At 36.8% G+C, this 17648-nt stretch carries 12 protein-coding genes and 1 other annotated feature; of the genes, 6 read left to right on the top strand and 6 right to left on the bottom strand.

Going from position 1 to position 17648, the window contains the following annotated elements:
* Nucleotides 1–104: 104 nt before the first annotated feature.
* The gene (locus tag AC6I0I_RS02665) at nucleotides 105–2039 is read right to left on the bottom strand and encodes a peptide ABC transporter substrate-binding protein (RefSeq protein ID WP_262953817.1); all 1935 of its coding nucleotides are present in this window, start codon (nucleotides 2037–2039) and stop codon (nucleotides 105–107) included.
* 293 nt (nucleotides 2040–2332) lie between these two features.
* Here AC6I0I_RS02665 and AC6I0I_RS02660 point away from each other — a divergent pair, with 293 nt between their 5' ends.
* Nucleotides 2333–2764: a DUF3899 domain-containing protein gene (locus tag AC6I0I_RS02660; protein WP_497993654.1), complete on the top strand. Its 432-nt coding sequence runs from the start codon at nucleotides 2333–2335 to the stop codon at nucleotides 2762–2764.
* A gap of 50 nt (nucleotides 2765–2814) precedes the next feature.
* Here AC6I0I_RS02660 and clpB read toward each other — a convergent pair whose 3' ends face one another.
* Nucleotides 2815–5403 carry an ATP-dependent chaperone ClpB gene (gene clpB / locus AC6I0I_RS02655; RefSeq protein WP_161832167.1) on the bottom strand — a complete coding sequence of 863 codons (2589 nt, stop codon included), beginning with the start codon at nucleotides 5401–5403 and terminating at the stop codon, nucleotides 2815–2817.
* A gap of 214 nt (nucleotides 5404–5617) precedes the next feature.
* Here clpB and AC6I0I_RS02650 point away from each other — a divergent pair, with 214 nt between their 5' ends.
* A complete protein-coding gene (locus tag AC6I0I_RS02650; RefSeq protein WP_161832168.1) occupies nucleotides 5618–6439 on the top strand; it encodes a Cof-type HAD-IIB family hydrolase in 822 nt (273 codons plus the stop codon).
* Nucleotides 6440–6476: 37 nt separating this feature from the next.
* On the opposite strand, the gene leuS is transcribed toward AC6I0I_RS02650, so the two are convergent.
* Entirely contained in the window at nucleotides 6477–8912 is a 2436-nt protein-coding gene (leuS, locus tag AC6I0I_RS02645) for a leucine--tRNA ligase (RefSeq protein ID WP_262953816.1), read from the bottom strand.
* 124 nt (nucleotides 8913–9036) lie between these two features.
* Nucleotides 9037–9257 (bottom strand) — a binding site (T-box leader).
* Nucleotides 9258–9637: 380 nt separating this feature from the next.
* Here leuS and mnmL point away from each other — a divergent pair.
* Nucleotides 9638–10591 carry a tRNA modification radical SAM protein MnmL/YtqA gene (mnmL, locus tag AC6I0I_RS02640; RefSeq protein WP_161832170.1) on the top strand — a complete coding sequence of 318 codons (954 nt, stop codon included), beginning with the start codon at nucleotides 9638–9640 and terminating at the stop codon, nucleotides 10589–10591.
* 1 nt (nucleotide 10592) lies between these two features.
* Complete coding sequence (gene mnmM, locus AC6I0I_RS02635; protein ID WP_161832171.1) at nucleotides 10593–11156, top strand: tRNA 5-(aminomethyl)-2-thiouridylate-methyltransferase MnmM; 564 nt, start codon at nucleotides 10593–10595, stop codon at nucleotides 11154–11156.
* A 236-nt stretch (nucleotides 11157–11392) separates the two neighbouring features.
* Here the strand turns inward: mnmM and AC6I0I_RS02630 are convergent, their stop codons facing one another.
* Nucleotides 11393–12433 (bottom strand): DUF2600 family protein, encoded by a 1041-nt coding sequence (locus AC6I0I_RS02630; protein WP_262953815.1) that lies wholly within the window; start codon nucleotides 12431–12433, stop codon nucleotides 11393–11395.
* 212 nt (nucleotides 12434–12645) lie between these two features.
* On the opposite strand from AC6I0I_RS02630, the gene AC6I0I_RS02625 reads away from it, so the two are divergent.
* Nucleotides 12646–14757, top strand: coding sequence for an alpha-amylase family protein (locus tag AC6I0I_RS02625; RefSeq protein ID WP_262950290.1), 2112 nt, complete (start codon nucleotides 12646–12648; stop codon nucleotides 14755–14757).
* Nucleotides 14758–15082: 325 nt separating this feature from the next.
* The gene (locus AC6I0I_RS02620) at nucleotides 15083–15544 is read left to right on the top strand and encodes a universal stress protein (protein ID WP_161832173.1); all 462 of its coding nucleotides are present in this window, start codon (nucleotides 15083–15085) and stop codon (nucleotides 15542–15544) included.
* Nucleotides 15545–15629: 85 nt separating this feature from the next.
* Here the strand turns inward: AC6I0I_RS02620 and AC6I0I_RS02615 are convergent, their stop codons facing one another.
* Both AC6I0I_RS02615 and AC6I0I_RS02610 read right to left on the bottom strand, forming a co-directional pair.
* Nucleotides 15630–16574: an IS30 family transposase gene (locus AC6I0I_RS02615; protein WP_289461060.1), complete on the bottom strand. Its 945-nt coding sequence runs from the start codon at nucleotides 16572–16574 to the stop codon at nucleotides 15630–15632.
* Between the two features lie 159 nt (nucleotides 16575–16733).
* Nucleotides 16734–17630 carry a LysR substrate-binding domain-containing protein gene (locus tag AC6I0I_RS02610; RefSeq protein ID WP_161832808.1) on the bottom strand — a complete coding sequence of 299 codons (897 nt, stop codon included), beginning with the start codon at nucleotides 17628–17630 and terminating at the stop codon, nucleotides 16734–16736.
* Nucleotides 17631–17648: the final 18 nt, after the last annotated feature.

Genomic DNA, 17648 nt, shown 5'->3' with positions numbered 1-17648 from the left:
CTATTGTCATTTTTTAAATCTATATTTTAATCAACTTATTTTTATGATAAACAAGCATAAGACGACAAAATGTCTTATGCTTGTAAAACTATAAATGATCTCAATTAGTCTTGAATATCTACCCATTTATAGAAATAATCAGGTCCAACCGCTTGCTTCCAATAGTTTACTAACTTCGGACTACGTAAATTAACAACACCTTTTTGATATAACGGAATTAACGCTTGATCTTCACCTAATAAAATTTGTTCCGCTTCAACTAATGCATTCCAACGTGCTTCATAATCCGTTGCTAAATCCCCTGATTTTGCTGAATTAACTAACTCATCATATTTAGCATTTGAATATCCAATATTATTATGTCCCCCACCTGTGACGAACATATCTAAGTAAGTCATTGGATCAGCATAATCTGGGCTCCATCCTGATAACGCTAATTGATAGTCACCAGAAGAAACACGTGCTAATTTTTCTGGGAATGGAACCGGTGAAATCGTAACTGTTACACCAAATTCTCCTAAAACTTCTTGCACATCATTTTGAATCGCTGATCCCATTTTAATTGCTGAATCTGCTGATTGAATTAAAATTTCTAAATCAACTGGTCCTGTTACTCCAGTTTCTTCCATGGCTTCTTGCCATAATTTTTTAGCTTCTTCTTTATTATAAGTGTTAAATCCTTCATATGTCGTACGGAAATCTTGTCCTTCAACTGATGTTCCTTCAGGTCCGTATGCAAAGTTTTTTGGTACTAAATAATCAGCAACCATTGATCCATTAGCTAATACTTCATCTATAATAAATGATTTATCAATCGCCATATTAAGAGCTTTACGCGCTTTAGCATTAGCTAATAATTTAGTTACTGGTGTTGCGGCACCATTTCCTTGGTTAACTTCTAAATAGAATACGCCTGGATCTCCCTCAGCCACTGCATCTGGACGTGATCCATAAGTGGCTACGTTTGTTCCACTTAGCTTCGCTTCCATTACACTACCGTCTGTATATAAGCTTACCCATGTATTATTATCGATGTTTTCATTGACAACAAAATCTACACCATCTAACGCTACATTTTCAGCATCCCAGTAAGATTGGTTTTTAGTTAAATAGAAGCTTTTTGAAATTTTCCACTCTGTAAATAAGAAAGGACCGTTATATAAGAAATTATCAACTGTTGTTCCAAATTTATCTTCTGTCACTTCATTAACAAATTTTTCATTAACTGGATAGAATGATGGGAACGCCATTAATGATAAGAAATAAGGTGTTGGAGCTTCTAATTTTACCTCAAACGTATAATCATCAACTGCTTTAAATCCTAATCCATCCATTAATTGTTGCATATTTTGATTTGCTTCCTCAACAGAGGCAAATCCTAATCCTTTAATCGCCTCTTCAGCAGAAGCAATTCCCTCTTCTAATTCGGCTTTTGCTTCATCATATTGTTGTTGTGCTGTTTGAGAATCCGTATCTTTATAATCTGAAACTTTTAATGACGATAATGTTTTTGAATCTGCATTATAAGTCACTAAGTTTGATGCTAATCCTAAAGCATCTCCAGCCCCTTCAATTCCGGCAGTTTCTAACATAAAGTTATACTCCGCCCCTGTATTAGGGTCAATTAATTGATTCCAAGAATAAACAAAATCGTGAGCGGTAACAGGTGCATATTCTTCCCCATTCGCTTTTACCCATTTTGCGTCTTCATTTAAATGGAACGTATACGTTAATTCATCTTCTGAGATATCCCAGCTTTTTGCTACCCCTGGCATGATTTCCCCATTTTCACCGAATGTCACTAATCCCTCTAAAATGTTACCTAACATTAAGAATGATACTGAGTCTGTAGCCTGCCAAGGTAGTAAGCTCTTGATGTTTGACGTTTCTAATAATTTTAAGACTTTGCCACCCGATTTTGCTTCCCCTGCACTCGGGTTTCCGTTACTATCTGCTGGATTTGCATCACCTGATGAACAAGCGGCTAGCCCAAAAGCACAGAAAGCAGCGGCGAAAATTCCTACTAATTTCTTATTCACGCTGTTTCCCCCTTACGTTTTTTATTACCATAATTGGTATTTTTTGTATCGCTCACGATACTTATTTACATTTTAACTTCCAAAATATAGTTTGTAAATCCTAATTTTAGTCTGTAATCGCTTTTATTATTTTTTTTGATTTTTTTTATTGACTATGACAAAAAACGTTCGTAATAAACCGTTCTGATTCTTTGAAATACGTAGAATTATTATAAATTTAGTCATTTTTTATGACAAAGTCTTATTTTAGAGACTATCTCTGCTATAATAGAGAAAATATAAGGGGGGAATCTATGATGCTAAAACAGTATCCTATCTTTTTCAAATCAATTTTATGGATAATAGGAATCACCTTTCTCTTTTTACTGAGACAAGGATTTTCCGCACTTCAATTCACGAATACACTTTTTCTCGTCTCTTTGTTTTTCTTTTGTATCTATGCTTTCAAATGGATTTTAGATCAGGGGACCTTTTATACGTTCCAATACTCGTGGCAAAAAACAAAACGATACGTCCTTTTTTTTCTTCCAAAATATTGGACAACAAAGGATGTCAAAGATAAGAAAAATGATTACGATGAAGCAACTGGGGAGAAAATTTTTCATAGTTTTGAAGAATTTTATGAGTATAAGCAATCTAAAAGGTGGCTAGATATCAATCAACTGTTAAGTTCAACACTCATCCTACTGGCCTTAAGCTTTATCCTATCATTTGCTATTCTTTAAAGTACAAAAAAAAACTCATGCCCAAACGGGACATGAGTTTTTTTTTTTATTTAATTTTTTTCATAAGACAACTCGATATTTCCATCAACGGCATCAACAATCACCGTTGTATCCATCTCAATATCGCCCGCAATTAAGGCACGAGCTAGTTTTGTTTCAATCGTACGTTGGATAAATCGTTTCAATGGACGTGCTCCGTAAACTGAATCAAATCCGGCTTCAGCGACATAGGCATGAGCAGCATCTGTTAATCGAACTGTGATTCGTTGTTCTTCTAAGCGATGATTTAATCCTGCAATAAACTTATCAACGATTTGGTAAATAATTGACTCTGATAATGGATTAAATGTAATAATTTCATCAATACGATTTAATAACTCTGGTTTAAAGTAATCGCGTAAAACTTCGAGCACTTGCTCTTGCGCTTGTTCAAAATCAGGGTTTTCAAGCAAAATATGTGACCCGATATTTGATGTCATAATAATAATTGTATTTTTAAAGTCCACCGTACGACCTTGAGAATCTGTGATACGTCCATCATCAAGGATTTGTAATAAAATATTAAAGACATCTGGATGAGCTTTTTCAATTTCATCAAGTAAGACAATTGAGTAGGGTTTACGGCGAATAGCTTCCGTTAATTGTCCACCTTCTTCATAACCTACATAACCTGGAGGCGCTCCGACTAAACGTGAAACTGCATGTTTTTCCATATACTCACTCATGTCAATTCGAACAATATGTTCCTCACTATCAAATAAAAATTCAGCTAATGCTTTCGCAATTTCAGTTTTACCAACCCCTGTAGGCCCTAAGAATAGGAACGAACCAATTGGACGATGTGGATCCTTAATTCCTGCACGAGCACGAATAATAGCATCACCAACTAAATCAATCGCATCGTCTTGTCCCATCACTCGGCGTTTTAATTCATCTTTTAAGTTTAATAGCTTTTCACGTTCCCCTTGAACAAGCTTAGCTATTGGAATTCCTGTCCAACGGGAAATAATTTCGGCAATCTCTTCTTCCGTTACATTTTCACGCAATAAGCGTCCTTCTTTTCCAGACTCGTCGTGTTGCATCGTTTCCACTTCAGCAATCTGTTTCTCTAAACTTGGAATTTTACCATATTGCAATTCAGCTGCCTTTTCATATTCCCCACGAGCTTGGGCATCCTCTAACGCACGGCGTGCTCCTTCGAGTTCTTTTTTAAGATCCGCAACTCCATGGATGGCTTGTTTTTCTTTTTCCCACTGTAATTTTAACACTTTTAATTCATCTTTTAAATTTGCTAACTCTTTTTGTAAAGTTTCAAGACGTTGTTTACTATTCTCATCTTTTTCTTTTTTCAACGCCGCTTCTTCAATTTCAAGTTGTGTCACACGACGGCTAATACGATCGACTTCTTCTGGTAATGAGTCAATTTCTGTACGAATTGTTGCACATGCCTCATCAATTAAATCAATCGCCTTATCTGGTAAGAAACGATCGGTAATATAACGATCCGATAATGTTGCTGCAGCGACAATAGCTCGGTCAGAAATACTAACGCGGTGGTGGACCTCGAAGCGATCTTTTAATCCACGTAAGATAGACACAGTGTCTTCAACGGTCGGTTCATTGACTTGTACTTTTTGGAAACGACGTTCAAGCGCAGGGTCTTTTTCAATATATTCACGATATTCTTTTAGCGTCGTTGCCCCAATACAATGCAACTCACCACGAGCTAGTAAAGGTTTTAACAAATTCCCGGCATCCATTGCACCATCTGTACGACCTGCCCCAACAATCGTATGAATCTCATCAATAAATAGAATAATGCGTCCATCACTATTTTTAACCTCATTTAATACTGCTTTTAAACGCTCTTCAAATTCCCCACGGTATTTAGCACCTGCAACAAGTGCTGCTAAATCTAACTCAAAAATCACTTTATCTTTTAAACTTTCAGGAACATCCTGTCTCACAATACGCCAAGCTAATCCCTCAACGATAGCCGTTTTACCGACCCCAGGTTCACCGATTAAAACAGGATTATTTTTAGTCTTTCTCGATAAAATTCGAATAGCACGACGAATTTCCTCATCACGCCCGATGACAGGATCAATTTTACCTGACTTAACATCCTCAACAAGGTCACGTCCATATTTTTCTAACACTTCATAAGTTGCTTCTGGATTTTGTGTCATCACTCTTGAATTCCCCCTAATCTGTGAAATAATTTCTTTTAGTTCTTTTTCCTTAATTCCATATTCTTTAATTAATTGCTTCATCTGATAATCTTTCGATTCGAGCATCGCGAGCAACACATGTTCAATCGATAAATAATCATCTTTCCATGCGCGCGCATAATCATCAGCTTTTAATAACGCTCGATTTAAATCAGCCGATACGTAAGGATCTCCTGTGGCACCTGTCACAGAGGGCTTTTTATCTAACATTTGCTTCAATGAATCTAATATATTATTTAAAGGATAACCTGCCTTTGTAAAAACACGAGCAGCTAATCCGTCATGATCTTGTAATAAAGTCGTTAACAAATGCGGGGTATCAATCTCTTGGTGATGTAACGAAGACGCAAGAGACTGTGCACCAACTAACCCCTGTTGCAACTTTTCAGTCATTTTATTAATATTCATAATCATCACTCCAATCCTTCATCATTTCTGATGATACTTTTATTATACGCCTGTTTTAGCACTCAGTCAATAAGAGTGCTAATAATTTTTAATAATAGCGTTTTTATTTATAAACTAACAATTATCTCCATAACTAATAGATTTAATAGCCTCTCAATAACTTTATTTAACTTCATAACCAACTATGATATGATAATTAAATGGAGGTGTTTCAATGGAAACTAGAAAATTAATTGTCACAGACTTAGATGGTACAGCTTTGCAGAACTGGGAAACACTCGACCCAAAAACCAAAGAAGCTTTAATGAAAGCTAAAGAAGAGGGACATATTGTCGTCATTGCAACAGGACGCCCAGCACGTGCGTCAGTCCACTTCTATAAAGAATTAGGACTTGATACCCCTATTATTAACTTTAATGGGGCATATATACATCATCCAGAAAATGAGAACTTTTCCGACATCGTTGCCCAAATTCCAACAGAAGTCATCATCACGCTCTTTGACTCAGAACTGAAAGATCTTATCGTTAATGCCTACTGCGAATACAAAGATCATCTCTATGTGTTAAATCAAGGGGATAGTGTTCGCGATTGGTTCCATATCGAATCATGCACATCTGTTAAATATGGTCCATTTAAAGAAACATTAGACGAACATCCAAATGGATTTATATTAGAAGCTAAAGAAGGATGTACCGAGAAGGTCATGTCTTTCCTTCGTGAAAACTACGGTGACATCGTAACCTGCCGAAACTGGGATGGCGATAATGCCAACATTATTGAAGTATTTAAATCAGATACGAACAAAGCAACAGCGATTGAGCAACTAGCAAAACATTTCAACATCGAACAAAAAGATATTATTGCTTTTGGAGATGGTGATAATGACATTGAGATGCTGACGTATGCTGGAACAGGTGTCGCGATGGATAATGCGATTGATAAGCTAAAAGAAGTCGCAAATGCGACCACAAAATCTAATAAAGAGAGTGGGGTTGCCCACTATATTCACGAATATATCTTAACGCAGAAGTAAAAAAAAGCTCATGGATAAAATCCATGAGCTTTTCTTCTTATTTTACAACAATATTCACTAATTTTTTAGGAACAGCAATTGTTTTAACAATTTCTTTACCCGCTACGAAATTTTGAACATTTTCATGAGCCATTGCTAATTCTAACATTTCTTCTTTTGAAATATTCGCCGCAACATCGATACGTGCACGTAATTTACCATTAACTTGAGCGATAATTGTGATTGTATCAGATACTAACTTCGCTTCATCATAAGTTGGCCATGCTTCGTAAGTCACTGTATTTTCATGACCAAGAACAGACCAAATTTCCTCCGTCATATGAGGAGCAATTGGATTTAATAATTTAACAAATCCTTCTACATACTCACGTGGAATACTTGTTGCTTTATACGCCTCATTCACAAAAATCATCATTTGTGCAATCGCCGTGTTAAAGCTTAATTTTTCATAGTCTTCTGTCACTTTTTTAACCGTTTCATGGTAAACTTTATCTAATTTTCCATCGTTATCAACCGTGATTTTTTCTGTTAATGTATGCTCTGGTGTGACAAATAAACGCCATACGCGATCTAAGAAACGGCGGCTTCCATCAAGACCCTCTGTTGACCAAGCGATTGCTGCATCAAGAGGTCCCATAAACATCTCATATAAACGCAGTGTGTCTGCGCCATGTGATTCAACGATATCGTCTGGATTTACAACGTTTCCTTTTGATTTAGACATTTTCTCGTTGTTTTCCCCTAAGATCATTCCTTGGTTAAATAAACGTTGGAATGGTTCTTTCGTCTCAACGATTCCTAAATCAAATAAAACTTTGTGCCAGAAGCGAGCGTATAATAAGTGTAATACCGCATGTTCTGCCCCACCGATATAAAGGTCAACTGGTAACCACTCTTTTAATAATTGTTTTGCTTCTTCTGTATTTAATCCAACATAATCGTTACCTTGTTTTAAAATATATCCAATGTAGTACCAGCAACTTCCGGCCCATTGTGGCATCGTATTTGTTTCACGACGCCCTTTAACTCCATCTTCACGAACAACTTCTAACCATTCTGTTGCATTAGCAAGTGGTGATTCCCCTGTTCCAGATGGTTTAATATTATCCATTACTGGTAATTCAAGTGGTAATTGGTCCGCCTCGAGTACAGACATTGTTCCGTCTTCCCATAAAATAACTGGGAATGGCTCTCCCCAATAACGTTGACGTGAGAATAACCAATCACGTAATTTGTAGTTAACTTTGCGTGATCCACAGTCGTGAGCTTCTAACCAATCAATCACGGCCGTCTTCGCCTCAGCATTATTCATCCCATTAATAAAGTCAGATTCAATGTGAGCTCCATCACCTGTGAAAGCACCTTCTGATAAGTCTCCTTCAATAACTTGCTTGATTGGTAAATCATATTTGTTTGCGAATTCATAGTCGCGCTCATCATGTGCAGGAACTGCCATTACCGCACCTGTTCCATAGCTTGCAAGGACATAATCTCCAATCCAAACAGGAACTTTTTCACCTGTTATTGGATGAATCGCAAAGGCACCTGTTGGAACTCCCGATTTCTCTTTATTTAATTCCGTACGTTCAAGATCTGATTTTGCCTTCGATGATTCTTGATAAGCATGAACAGCTTCTTGATATTCTGGGGTTGTAATTTCACTTACAAGTGGATGTTCTGGCGCTAAAACGACATAAGTGATTCCAAAAACAGTATCTGGACGTGTTGTAAAAACATCAAATGAAGCATCCGTTCCATCTACCTTGAAATTAATTAATGCCCCTTCACTTTTTCCAATCCAGTTACGTTGCATATCTTTAATGCTTTCCGTCCAATCTAGACCTTCTAAATCTTCTAATAAACGTTCAGCATAGTGAGTAATTTTAAGCACCCATTGCTTCATCGGTTTTTTAATAACAGGATGTTCTCCACGCTCTGAAACCATTTTTCCATTCACGTTTAAAACTTCCTCATTGGCAAGAACTGTTCCTAATCCTTCACACCAGTTTACTTCAATGTCCTTAATTTCAGCAAGTCCCATGTTGTAAAGTTGTGTGAAAATCCATTGTGTCCATTTATAATATTTTGGATCCGTCGTATTTAACTCTTTATCCCAATCGTAAGAGAATCCTAACGATTGAATTTGTTGACGGAACGTATTAATATTAATATCCGTAAATTCACGTGGGTCATTTCCTGTATTTAATGCATATTGTTCAGCCGGTAATCCAAACGCATCCCATCCCATTGGGTGTAAGACACGATATCCTTGCATACGTTTCATACGTGAAACAATATCTGTTGCCGTATAACCTTCTGGATGCCCGACATGAAGTCCAGCTCCTGATGGGTATGGGAACATATCTAATGCATAATATTTTGGTTTTGAAGAATCATCAGATGTCTTAAACGTCTTATTTTCTAACCAATATTTTTGCCACTTTTTTTCAATCTGTTGATGATCGAATGCCATAACATTACCTCCTATATACCCATTTAAGGGTATTCCTGTCACTTTTTAATCGGCAGTCCTTTTACACACAAAGCGATGAAGCGAGTTACCCTTTTTAAGCATAAAAAAAAGTACCTTAAAACGAGCTAAGGACGTCATCGACGCGGTACCACCTTAGTTGCAAAAGCTAACCTTAAAAAGCTTTTACCCCTTCATTGTTTTAACGCCAAACAGGCGGCAGCTCTTACTTCTTTTCACAACTGCAACTCCAAGGTGAGTTCATAAGGGACTCTATACGAATTTCCACCAACCATTCGCTCTCTTTAATAGCCTCGTCTTACTACTAATCCTTTTCATCGTTTCTATCTATCTATAAGGTTATTATAGAAAAAATTATATCAAACATTACCCAAAAAACAAGATTTTTTACAAAAAACCGTTGGAAAAAACGTCCTTAGACAATATCACGTGCCTGCCCCTCCCTTTCTATGATAAAATATAGACGTCTAAATAAGTTTTGAATCGCTTAAAAAATTAGAAGGAACGCCAAACTAAAAAGAAAAGTACCCAAAATCTTAGAGAACAGATCCCGCTTCAAACAAGCGGCGCTTATGAGATTCAAGCGGTTCAAGAACGAATGACTGACCGCCTTGATCCGGAGAGCTTGAATCGTTCAGCATACCTGTTATCTTTGATATCATCGACAAGATACTAAATAAACGAAGCATTTAAAGGAGGAAAAAACGATGAATAATCCCTTTCCATATAGTTACTCTGATAAACGATACCACACCTTAAATTATCATTTACGTGAAAAATACCATCAAAAAATATTTAAAGTCATGATCAATGCAGGATTTACATGCCCAAACATTGATGGAACAGTTAAATATGGAGGATGCACATTCTGTAGTACAAAAGGAAGTGGAGACTTTGCCGGAAATCCGGAAGACAATTTAAAAACTCAATTTAACCAAGTAAAAGAAATGATGCATCAAAAATGGCCCGAAGCGGGATATATCGCCTATTTTCAAGCCTTTACGAATACTCATGCCCCGCTTGAAGTTTTACGAAAAAAATATGAAGCTGTATTAGAATGCGATGATAACATCGTCGCCCTTTCCATCGGAACACGCCCAGACTGCCTCCCAGATGATGTCGTTGAATATTTAGGAGAGCTGAATAAAAAAGTTGACCTATGGGTAGAACTGGGGCTTCAAACGATGCACGACCAAACAGGAAAACTCATTAATCGCGGACATGACTACCAAACACTAGTTGAAGGAGTTCAAAAACTACGAGCAAAAAATATTGATGTCATCATCCATATCATTAATGGCTTACCGAATGAAACACATGACATGATGCTCGAAACTGCCAAAGCAGTTGCCCAACTCGATGTACAAGGGGTTAAAATACACCTTCTTCATGTTATCGACGGAACACCGATGCACAAAATGCTAACAAAAGGCAAACTAAAACTCATGGAAAAAGACGAATATGTAGACTTAGTCGTTGATCAACTCGAAATTCTTCCTCCTCATATGGTTATCCACCGACTAACAGGTGACGCCGTTCGTGAGGAACTCATTGGTCCGATGTGGAGCCTCAAAAAGTGGGAAGTGTTAAACGCCATCGACGATCGATTAAAGGAAAGAAATACTTACCAAGGTCGCCTTTACAAAAAGGAGGAAAAGTAACATGGCTCAGACACTAGAACGTATCCTTCCCTTCTCAAAACACTTACTCGAACGGGCTCTATCTCCCGGTGATGTTGCGATTGATGGAACAGCAGGAAATGGACACGACACCTTATTCCTAGCGGAACTTGTAGGGGAAACAGGTCATGTTTACAGTTTTGATGTTCAAAAAGAGGCGATTATCAATACACAACATAAATTAGAGGCTGCCAACCTCACTCAAGTGAGTCTCATTCATGATGGACATGAAAACCTGTCTAATTATGTGACCCAACCAGTGAGTGCTGCAATCTTTAATTTAGGTTATCTTCCTGGAAGTGACCAAGCCATCACTACCCACGGGGAAACGACATGGAAAGCAGTCACTGATCTCCTCTCATTGCTCAAAAAAAACGGGATTATCATCCTTGTCATTTACCACGGGCACCTAGAAGGAAAAATCGAACGAAATCATCTGGAGTCACGTCTTCATGAATTAGATTCAAAAATGTATCAAGTGCTCACCTATCAATTCACCAATCGAAAAACGGCCCCGTTTATTATTGCCATTGAAAAACTCCATTAAAAAAGGTTACCGAAAGGTAACTTTTTTTATCCTTATATATTAATAATGAATCTAGAGCCTTTTTATGTCCTATCTAAACCGCTAATCATCCAAAACATTCGATTGCCAATTTCATTTTTTAGAAAAACTCCACTTAAACAAGTAACTATACTAAAACATTATTTCATCGCGAGACTGTTTTCTCGTTGCCCAAGTTTCAGGGGGGGAGAGACGACAAAGCTCCTCTCCCCCTATTTTTAAGATCGGACGAATTTCTTTGTATGATGAAGTAAAAAGCGTGCCCTTAACCCTAAATTTTTCATGATTTTTTTTTCGAATGTTCTTAGCATTGGATTTTTCCTCAACCCTTCTGCTAAATATAGAGCAAACAATCCATCATTAATCGTTTGGTGAAACACTTTCTCCGGTAAATGCTCCACCTCGCGTTGAACTCGCCGATATAATTCAAGGATTTGATCGATTCCTTCATCGTCATTCTTATAATAAGAAAAAAAGTTTAGCTCGCCATCCGCTAAATCCTCTGGTAAATCAATTACATAATCTAACATGATATGTAGTTGCTGAACACCGGGAAACATGGACCGAAAAATACGGTCTGGAGTCACCTGATACTTTTCTTGATTCATCGCATAGGCAACCATCGTAAAAATTCCAAGCGTTGAACCACACGCCGCACCAAATTCAAACCAAGTAAGTCCTTCAGCTAACTTTTCATTTTCAACTTTTAATTGCTTCAGACGCTCTTCACGTTCGCTCACTTTTAAATGTTTATACACTTGTAAATCCACGTAAAGTCGTGCTAAACGTGAAAAATAAGGTTGGTATCTTTTATAATTATCAATCGTTCTTAAACATCTTTGACAAATTCGTACGAGTAAATTCAAATACCCCGAATCGAGTTGTTGGGTTTGATACTGATAATAATGTTGATTTGGCGGCGTCAATTTAAAAACATCTAATAACGATTGATGCAATCGTCTAAAATTTGTTTCGTTTATAATAGGAGTCTGATCCACTAGATTATCAAGATAATCGCAAATACTTTGGTAGGCAGTCATAAAACATAAATAATCAGACTGTTTACTTTGTGGGACTAAGGAGGCATAAAAAGATGCCCCATAACAATGAAATGCCTTTTGTTTGAGACTGGCTAATGCTTCTTTTTTTAATTTAGGATCTGTTATTTGAGTCGCTTGCTTTTCATAAAAAATTAAGCAAGCTTTCGTTTTAGGCTGATAGAATCGATAAAAATTCATCATTAGAGCCGGATAAAACATCTTATCACCTCTTCATGCTACTTCCTATAGTTTAGGCTACCTCTTTAATATTCAAACAACATTTTATAAAAATATTCCTCATTTTAACAAAAAATATTACTCTCCCTATCAGTAACCGATTACAACCTCGCCTCTTTCATGCGAGTTTTCTATTTTTTTCCCCTTAAAGATGATATAATAAATGTGCATTTATGGAAACGGAGGAATAAATAGTGAGGGAGAGTAAATTACAAAAATTATTACATACATTAAGAAAGCATGACCAAAAAAATGACGTTTATAATTACGTGGTTCCAGATTTATGGAATGCTTGGAACTATCAAGGGGAAGAAATGGTGCGCACGAGTTGGGGAGAGCTTATCGTCAATCCATACAACTTCTACAGTGAAGTAATCGAGTCTTACATCTTACCAAAAGCAAAGGAAAACGTGAATTATAATCAGTCAATTAGTCAAATCAATCAAGCATATGAGGCTAAACCTGGCTATTTAGGGGGAGACTGGATCAAAGATTCAGTTGTTTATTCAATGATGGTACGTACATCGACGTCATGGGATCATGACCGCAGCGGTGATTTAGAAAATCATAACTTATACGATTTAAACGAAACGGGAACATTTGTTAAATCATTAGTCTTACTTCCGTTACTTAAAAAAATGGGTGTGGATACGGTTTATATGTTACCTATTTCAAAATTTTCATTAAAAGATAAAAAAGGTGAATTAGGATCTCCTTACGGAGTTTGTAATTTCTTTGAAATCGACCCAAGTTTAAAAGATAATATGACAGGTTCAGACTTAACTGTAGAAGAAGAATTCCAGGCATTCGTTGAAGCATGTCATATTTTAGATATGAAAGTCATGATTGACATCATTCCTAGAACGAATTCGGTTGAAAGTGACTTAATTTTAGAACATCCAGATTGGTTCTACTGGGTATATACCGATACGTTCCATGAATATTACCCACCACATGTACCTGGACTTGGTAATACACTTGCGCCAAAACCTGAATACTTACCACAAGTCTATTCATCACAATCTGTATGGAATCACATTCGTAAATTCTCATACGCACCAAACATCATCGATCCTCAAAAATGGGAACGTGTCGTTGAAGAATACCGTCAAACACCAGGAGCTTCTATTTTAGATATCGTTAGTCGCGAATTTGGTTTAACTGTTGCACCTGCCTTCTCAGACCATATTAACGACGTTCAACCACCTTGGACAGATGTTACTTTCTTCCGTATGTACATGGATCATCCAGTTGAGAGCCAAAAATATTTAGGTGGCCAAGATCTTCCTCCTTATATCTTATTCGATACAATTAAATCAAATTTATATAAAGGTAATATTATCAACGAAGGATTATGGGCAACTTTATCAAATATTATTCCATTCTATCAACAAAATTATGGAATCGATGGGGCTCGTATCGATATGGGACACGCCCTTCCATCTGAATTAATCCATCGCATTATTGAAAATGCGCGTACAAACGATCCAGACTTCTGCTTCATCGCTGAAGAATTACAAGATGAAAATGCAAAAGTATCACGCGATAATGGATATAACATGATCATCGGATACGGATTCTACCAACAACCTCGTACATTTGAACACCGCACACACAAATTCATGTATGAGTCACGACACTTACCATGTCCAGTATTTGCTGGAGGGGAAACACACGATACTCCTCGTTTAGCTGCTCGCGAAGGTGGACGCACGCTATCAAAAATGTTAACAGTGATGAATATGTTTATGCCTAACGGGGTTCCTTTCATTAACTCAGGGCAAGAGGTTTATGAAATTCAGCCAATGAATACAGGACTTGATTGCCGTGATTATGAACAATATATTTTACCGCACAACGATCGTTACTTCGGAAAATTAGCGTTATTTGATAAATTTGCAATTCACTACTTAAATCATATGCGTTGGGAATTACCTGATACATTAGAAGCTGTTTCACAAATTCGTAAAAACCATTTATCAACGTTTAGAAACTTAAGTAACTTCGTTCCACTTGGATTTGATAACTTAGGTGATCCTGCCATTGGATTTGGATACATTGAAGAAGGAAAACGTGGTCACTTCAACAATAACACTTTCATTATTGTAGCAAGTACAGATATGTATCGTCCAATTGACGTAACAGTACACATTGAAGATTTACGTAAAAATTCAGGAAACACATGGTGTACAGGATCATTATTATTCTCAACTCATGAATGGCAACGTGAAGTTCATGAATTTGACAATAACCATAATTTACGTCTTCACTTACAACCAGGGGAAGTTAAAATCATTAAATTATAAGACAAAAAAAATCAGCGTTCTGTACGCTGATTTTTTTATTCCCCGTCCCTCTAAAAAGAATGCTAACTACCGGATCCCCCTATTTATCTCCCCTTTTTCGCAGCCCTAAACCTCATTTCTCTTAATAAAGCGTCTATGCCCACCCTAATCACCTCTAGTGCCTATTATTAAATGAGACTAAACGCCTCAAGGTAAAGGAAATACGATACGAATAAGCATAAAATATCTAGTTTTTTCATATAATAAATACATAACCATATAAAGGTAATTAGTGTGAGAGATTAATTATTGAATTGAAATGAATGATCATGAGGAGGAATCTATGATGTACCGAAATATTTTAGTCGCTGTTGATGATAGTGAAAAATCAAAAACCGCTTTTAGATCAGCCGTTGAAACTGCACGTGCGTTCAATGCCAAATTAACAATCTGTCATATTAAAAAAAATACAATTATTTATACCCCAATCGATCCAACGGGAATGCTCGCAACGACCTATATTTTTAAACAAGATTTCTCAGATTATATGGATGGTGTCTTAGATAAATTTAAAGAAGATGCAACGAAAGAGGGAATTAAAGAAATAGAAGTGGTTCAGACTTATAGCTCATCGCCAGGACTTGCGATTGCTGAAGTCATTGCACCCGGTTACGATGTCGATTTAATTGTATGCGGTGCAAGCAATAAATCTGGACTAGACCGTTTCTTATTAGGAAGCGTCTCTCTTGATATTGTTAAACATGCAACATGTGACGTGAACGTCATTCGTAATGGTGGTTCTCATTAAATAGAACCTCGTGACCCCTTATCGATTATAAAAAAGACAACGATTCAAACAATAAGAATCGCTGTCTTTTTTTTATGAAGAATTGTCAATACAAATGCGACAGTTTCTCATGAAATAGCTCGAATGAAGTTTTCCAACCTAAGCATTTTCGTGGTCGATGATTAATGAGGAGGAGGGCTTCATCAATCTCTTTCTCACTAACTCGTGCTAAGTCCGTCTTCTTCGGAAAGAATTCTCGAAGAAGACCATTGGCATTTTCATTACTTCCTCTTTGCCAAGAGGAATAGGCGTCAGCGAAGTAAACAGGAACCTTTAAATCTGCTTCTACTTTGGAATAACAAGCAAACTCTTTTCCTCGATCAACGGTATAAGTTTTAAAGGTGTCTTTAGGAAAATGTTCATATAACTCACTAATCGCTCGGTACATTTCAGATGCTGAGCGATTTTCGATTTTAACGGCGACATAAAATCGTGTTTGACGTTCAATAAATGTAGCTAAACATCCTTTACTTTTACCACGGCTTGAAACAACTGTATCAAGTTCCCAATGACCAAATGCCTGACGTTTTTTTACCTCTTTCGGACGTTGATGAATTGATGTCCCAATGTTAAATCGTCCGCGTGTTTCTCGTGGTTTTCGGCGTTTTCCCTTTTGCCTTAAACAGCTTAAATCCCCTAACAAAATCGTTCCGTCATAAATCCAACGATAAATAGTTTTGAATGAAATAACACCCTTTAAAACCGTATTAGAAATTTGTTCAGGCGACCAGGTTAACTTTAAATAATGTTGGATGGTTTGAATAACTTCTTCAGATTTGGTCTCTGGACGATGACAAACTAAGCGACGTTGCTCGGCTAATTCATCTGCTAGCTCTGCTTGATACGTCTTTTGAGTATTTCGTTTTAGTTCACGAGCAATGGTTGAATGATGACGATTTAATTGCCCCGCAATTTGTCTCGTTGAATAACCCATTTTTGAAAGAACTTCTATACGTGTACGCTCAAATGTGTTAAGATGTTTATAACTCATAAATAGATCTCCTTGTTAAGAATTTGGTGTGGTAACTTCATTCTATAACAAAGAATTCTATTTATGAGCTTTTTTTATTTGTCGCACTTAATATTACAATCTGTCTTATGAAAACAAATCATTTTTCCACCTCTTCAAAGGCATATCGCCTTGAATGACTCATGATTTAGAGTTAAACATATCAAATTCTTCGCAGAAATCCATGAAGCATTTAATCGGCACCGAAATATACTTATCTCGATGAATCGCACAAAATAACGAACGATTAAGTTCATGGCCTTTGAGCCTATACACTTTTAGCGAGTGAAGTCGTTCCTCTCGAATCACTGACATATAAGGTACACAACTAACACCCATATTCAGTTTAACATAATTTAAGATTGCCTCTAAATGGCTTAATTCAATTGTCGAATTGACAGTAATCCCTTGGCTTTCTAAAAATTCCTCAAACCGCTCTCGTGTCCCACTCCCACTTTCTCGAATAATAAAGACATTATCCTGTAAATCTGCGACCTCTAAATACTCCTTTTCGCGCCAATTATGCTCAGTTGAACTAATGAAGACAAGCTCATCCGTCCAGATATCTTTCGAAATAATCTCTTTTGCACCAATGCTCCCTTCAATAAAGGCGAGATCAACCTTATTCGTTAAAAGTAGCTCCTCAATATGATGCTTATTATCAATAATCATCGATATTTTAATGTCTTTTTCTCGCTTATTAAATTCGTGAATCACATACGGCATAATATAGGCCCCTATCGTTGTACTGGCCCCGATGACTATTTTACCTTGATGCGTCTTCGAATATTGAACTGCATCTACCGCCTCCTCGTAAATATTCAATAACCGTCTCGTATATTCATAAAAAATCTTTCCCTCATTAGTCAAATAGAGCTTTTTTCCTATTCGATCAAATAATCGTATACCCATTTCTGACTCTAATTCTGATATGCATTGACTAATCGAAGGTTGACTAATATACATTTCTTTGGCCACTTGGCTCATATTTAAGCACGTCGCTGTTTTATAAAAAATATGTAATTTTCTAATATTCATTCTTATCTCTCCTTAACG

Source organism: Turicibacter sp. St.80E1 (assembly GCF_059728495.1).
The sequence above is the reverse complement of the archived record's forward strand: the minus strand, read 5'-3'. Positions and strand labels throughout refer to the sequence as shown.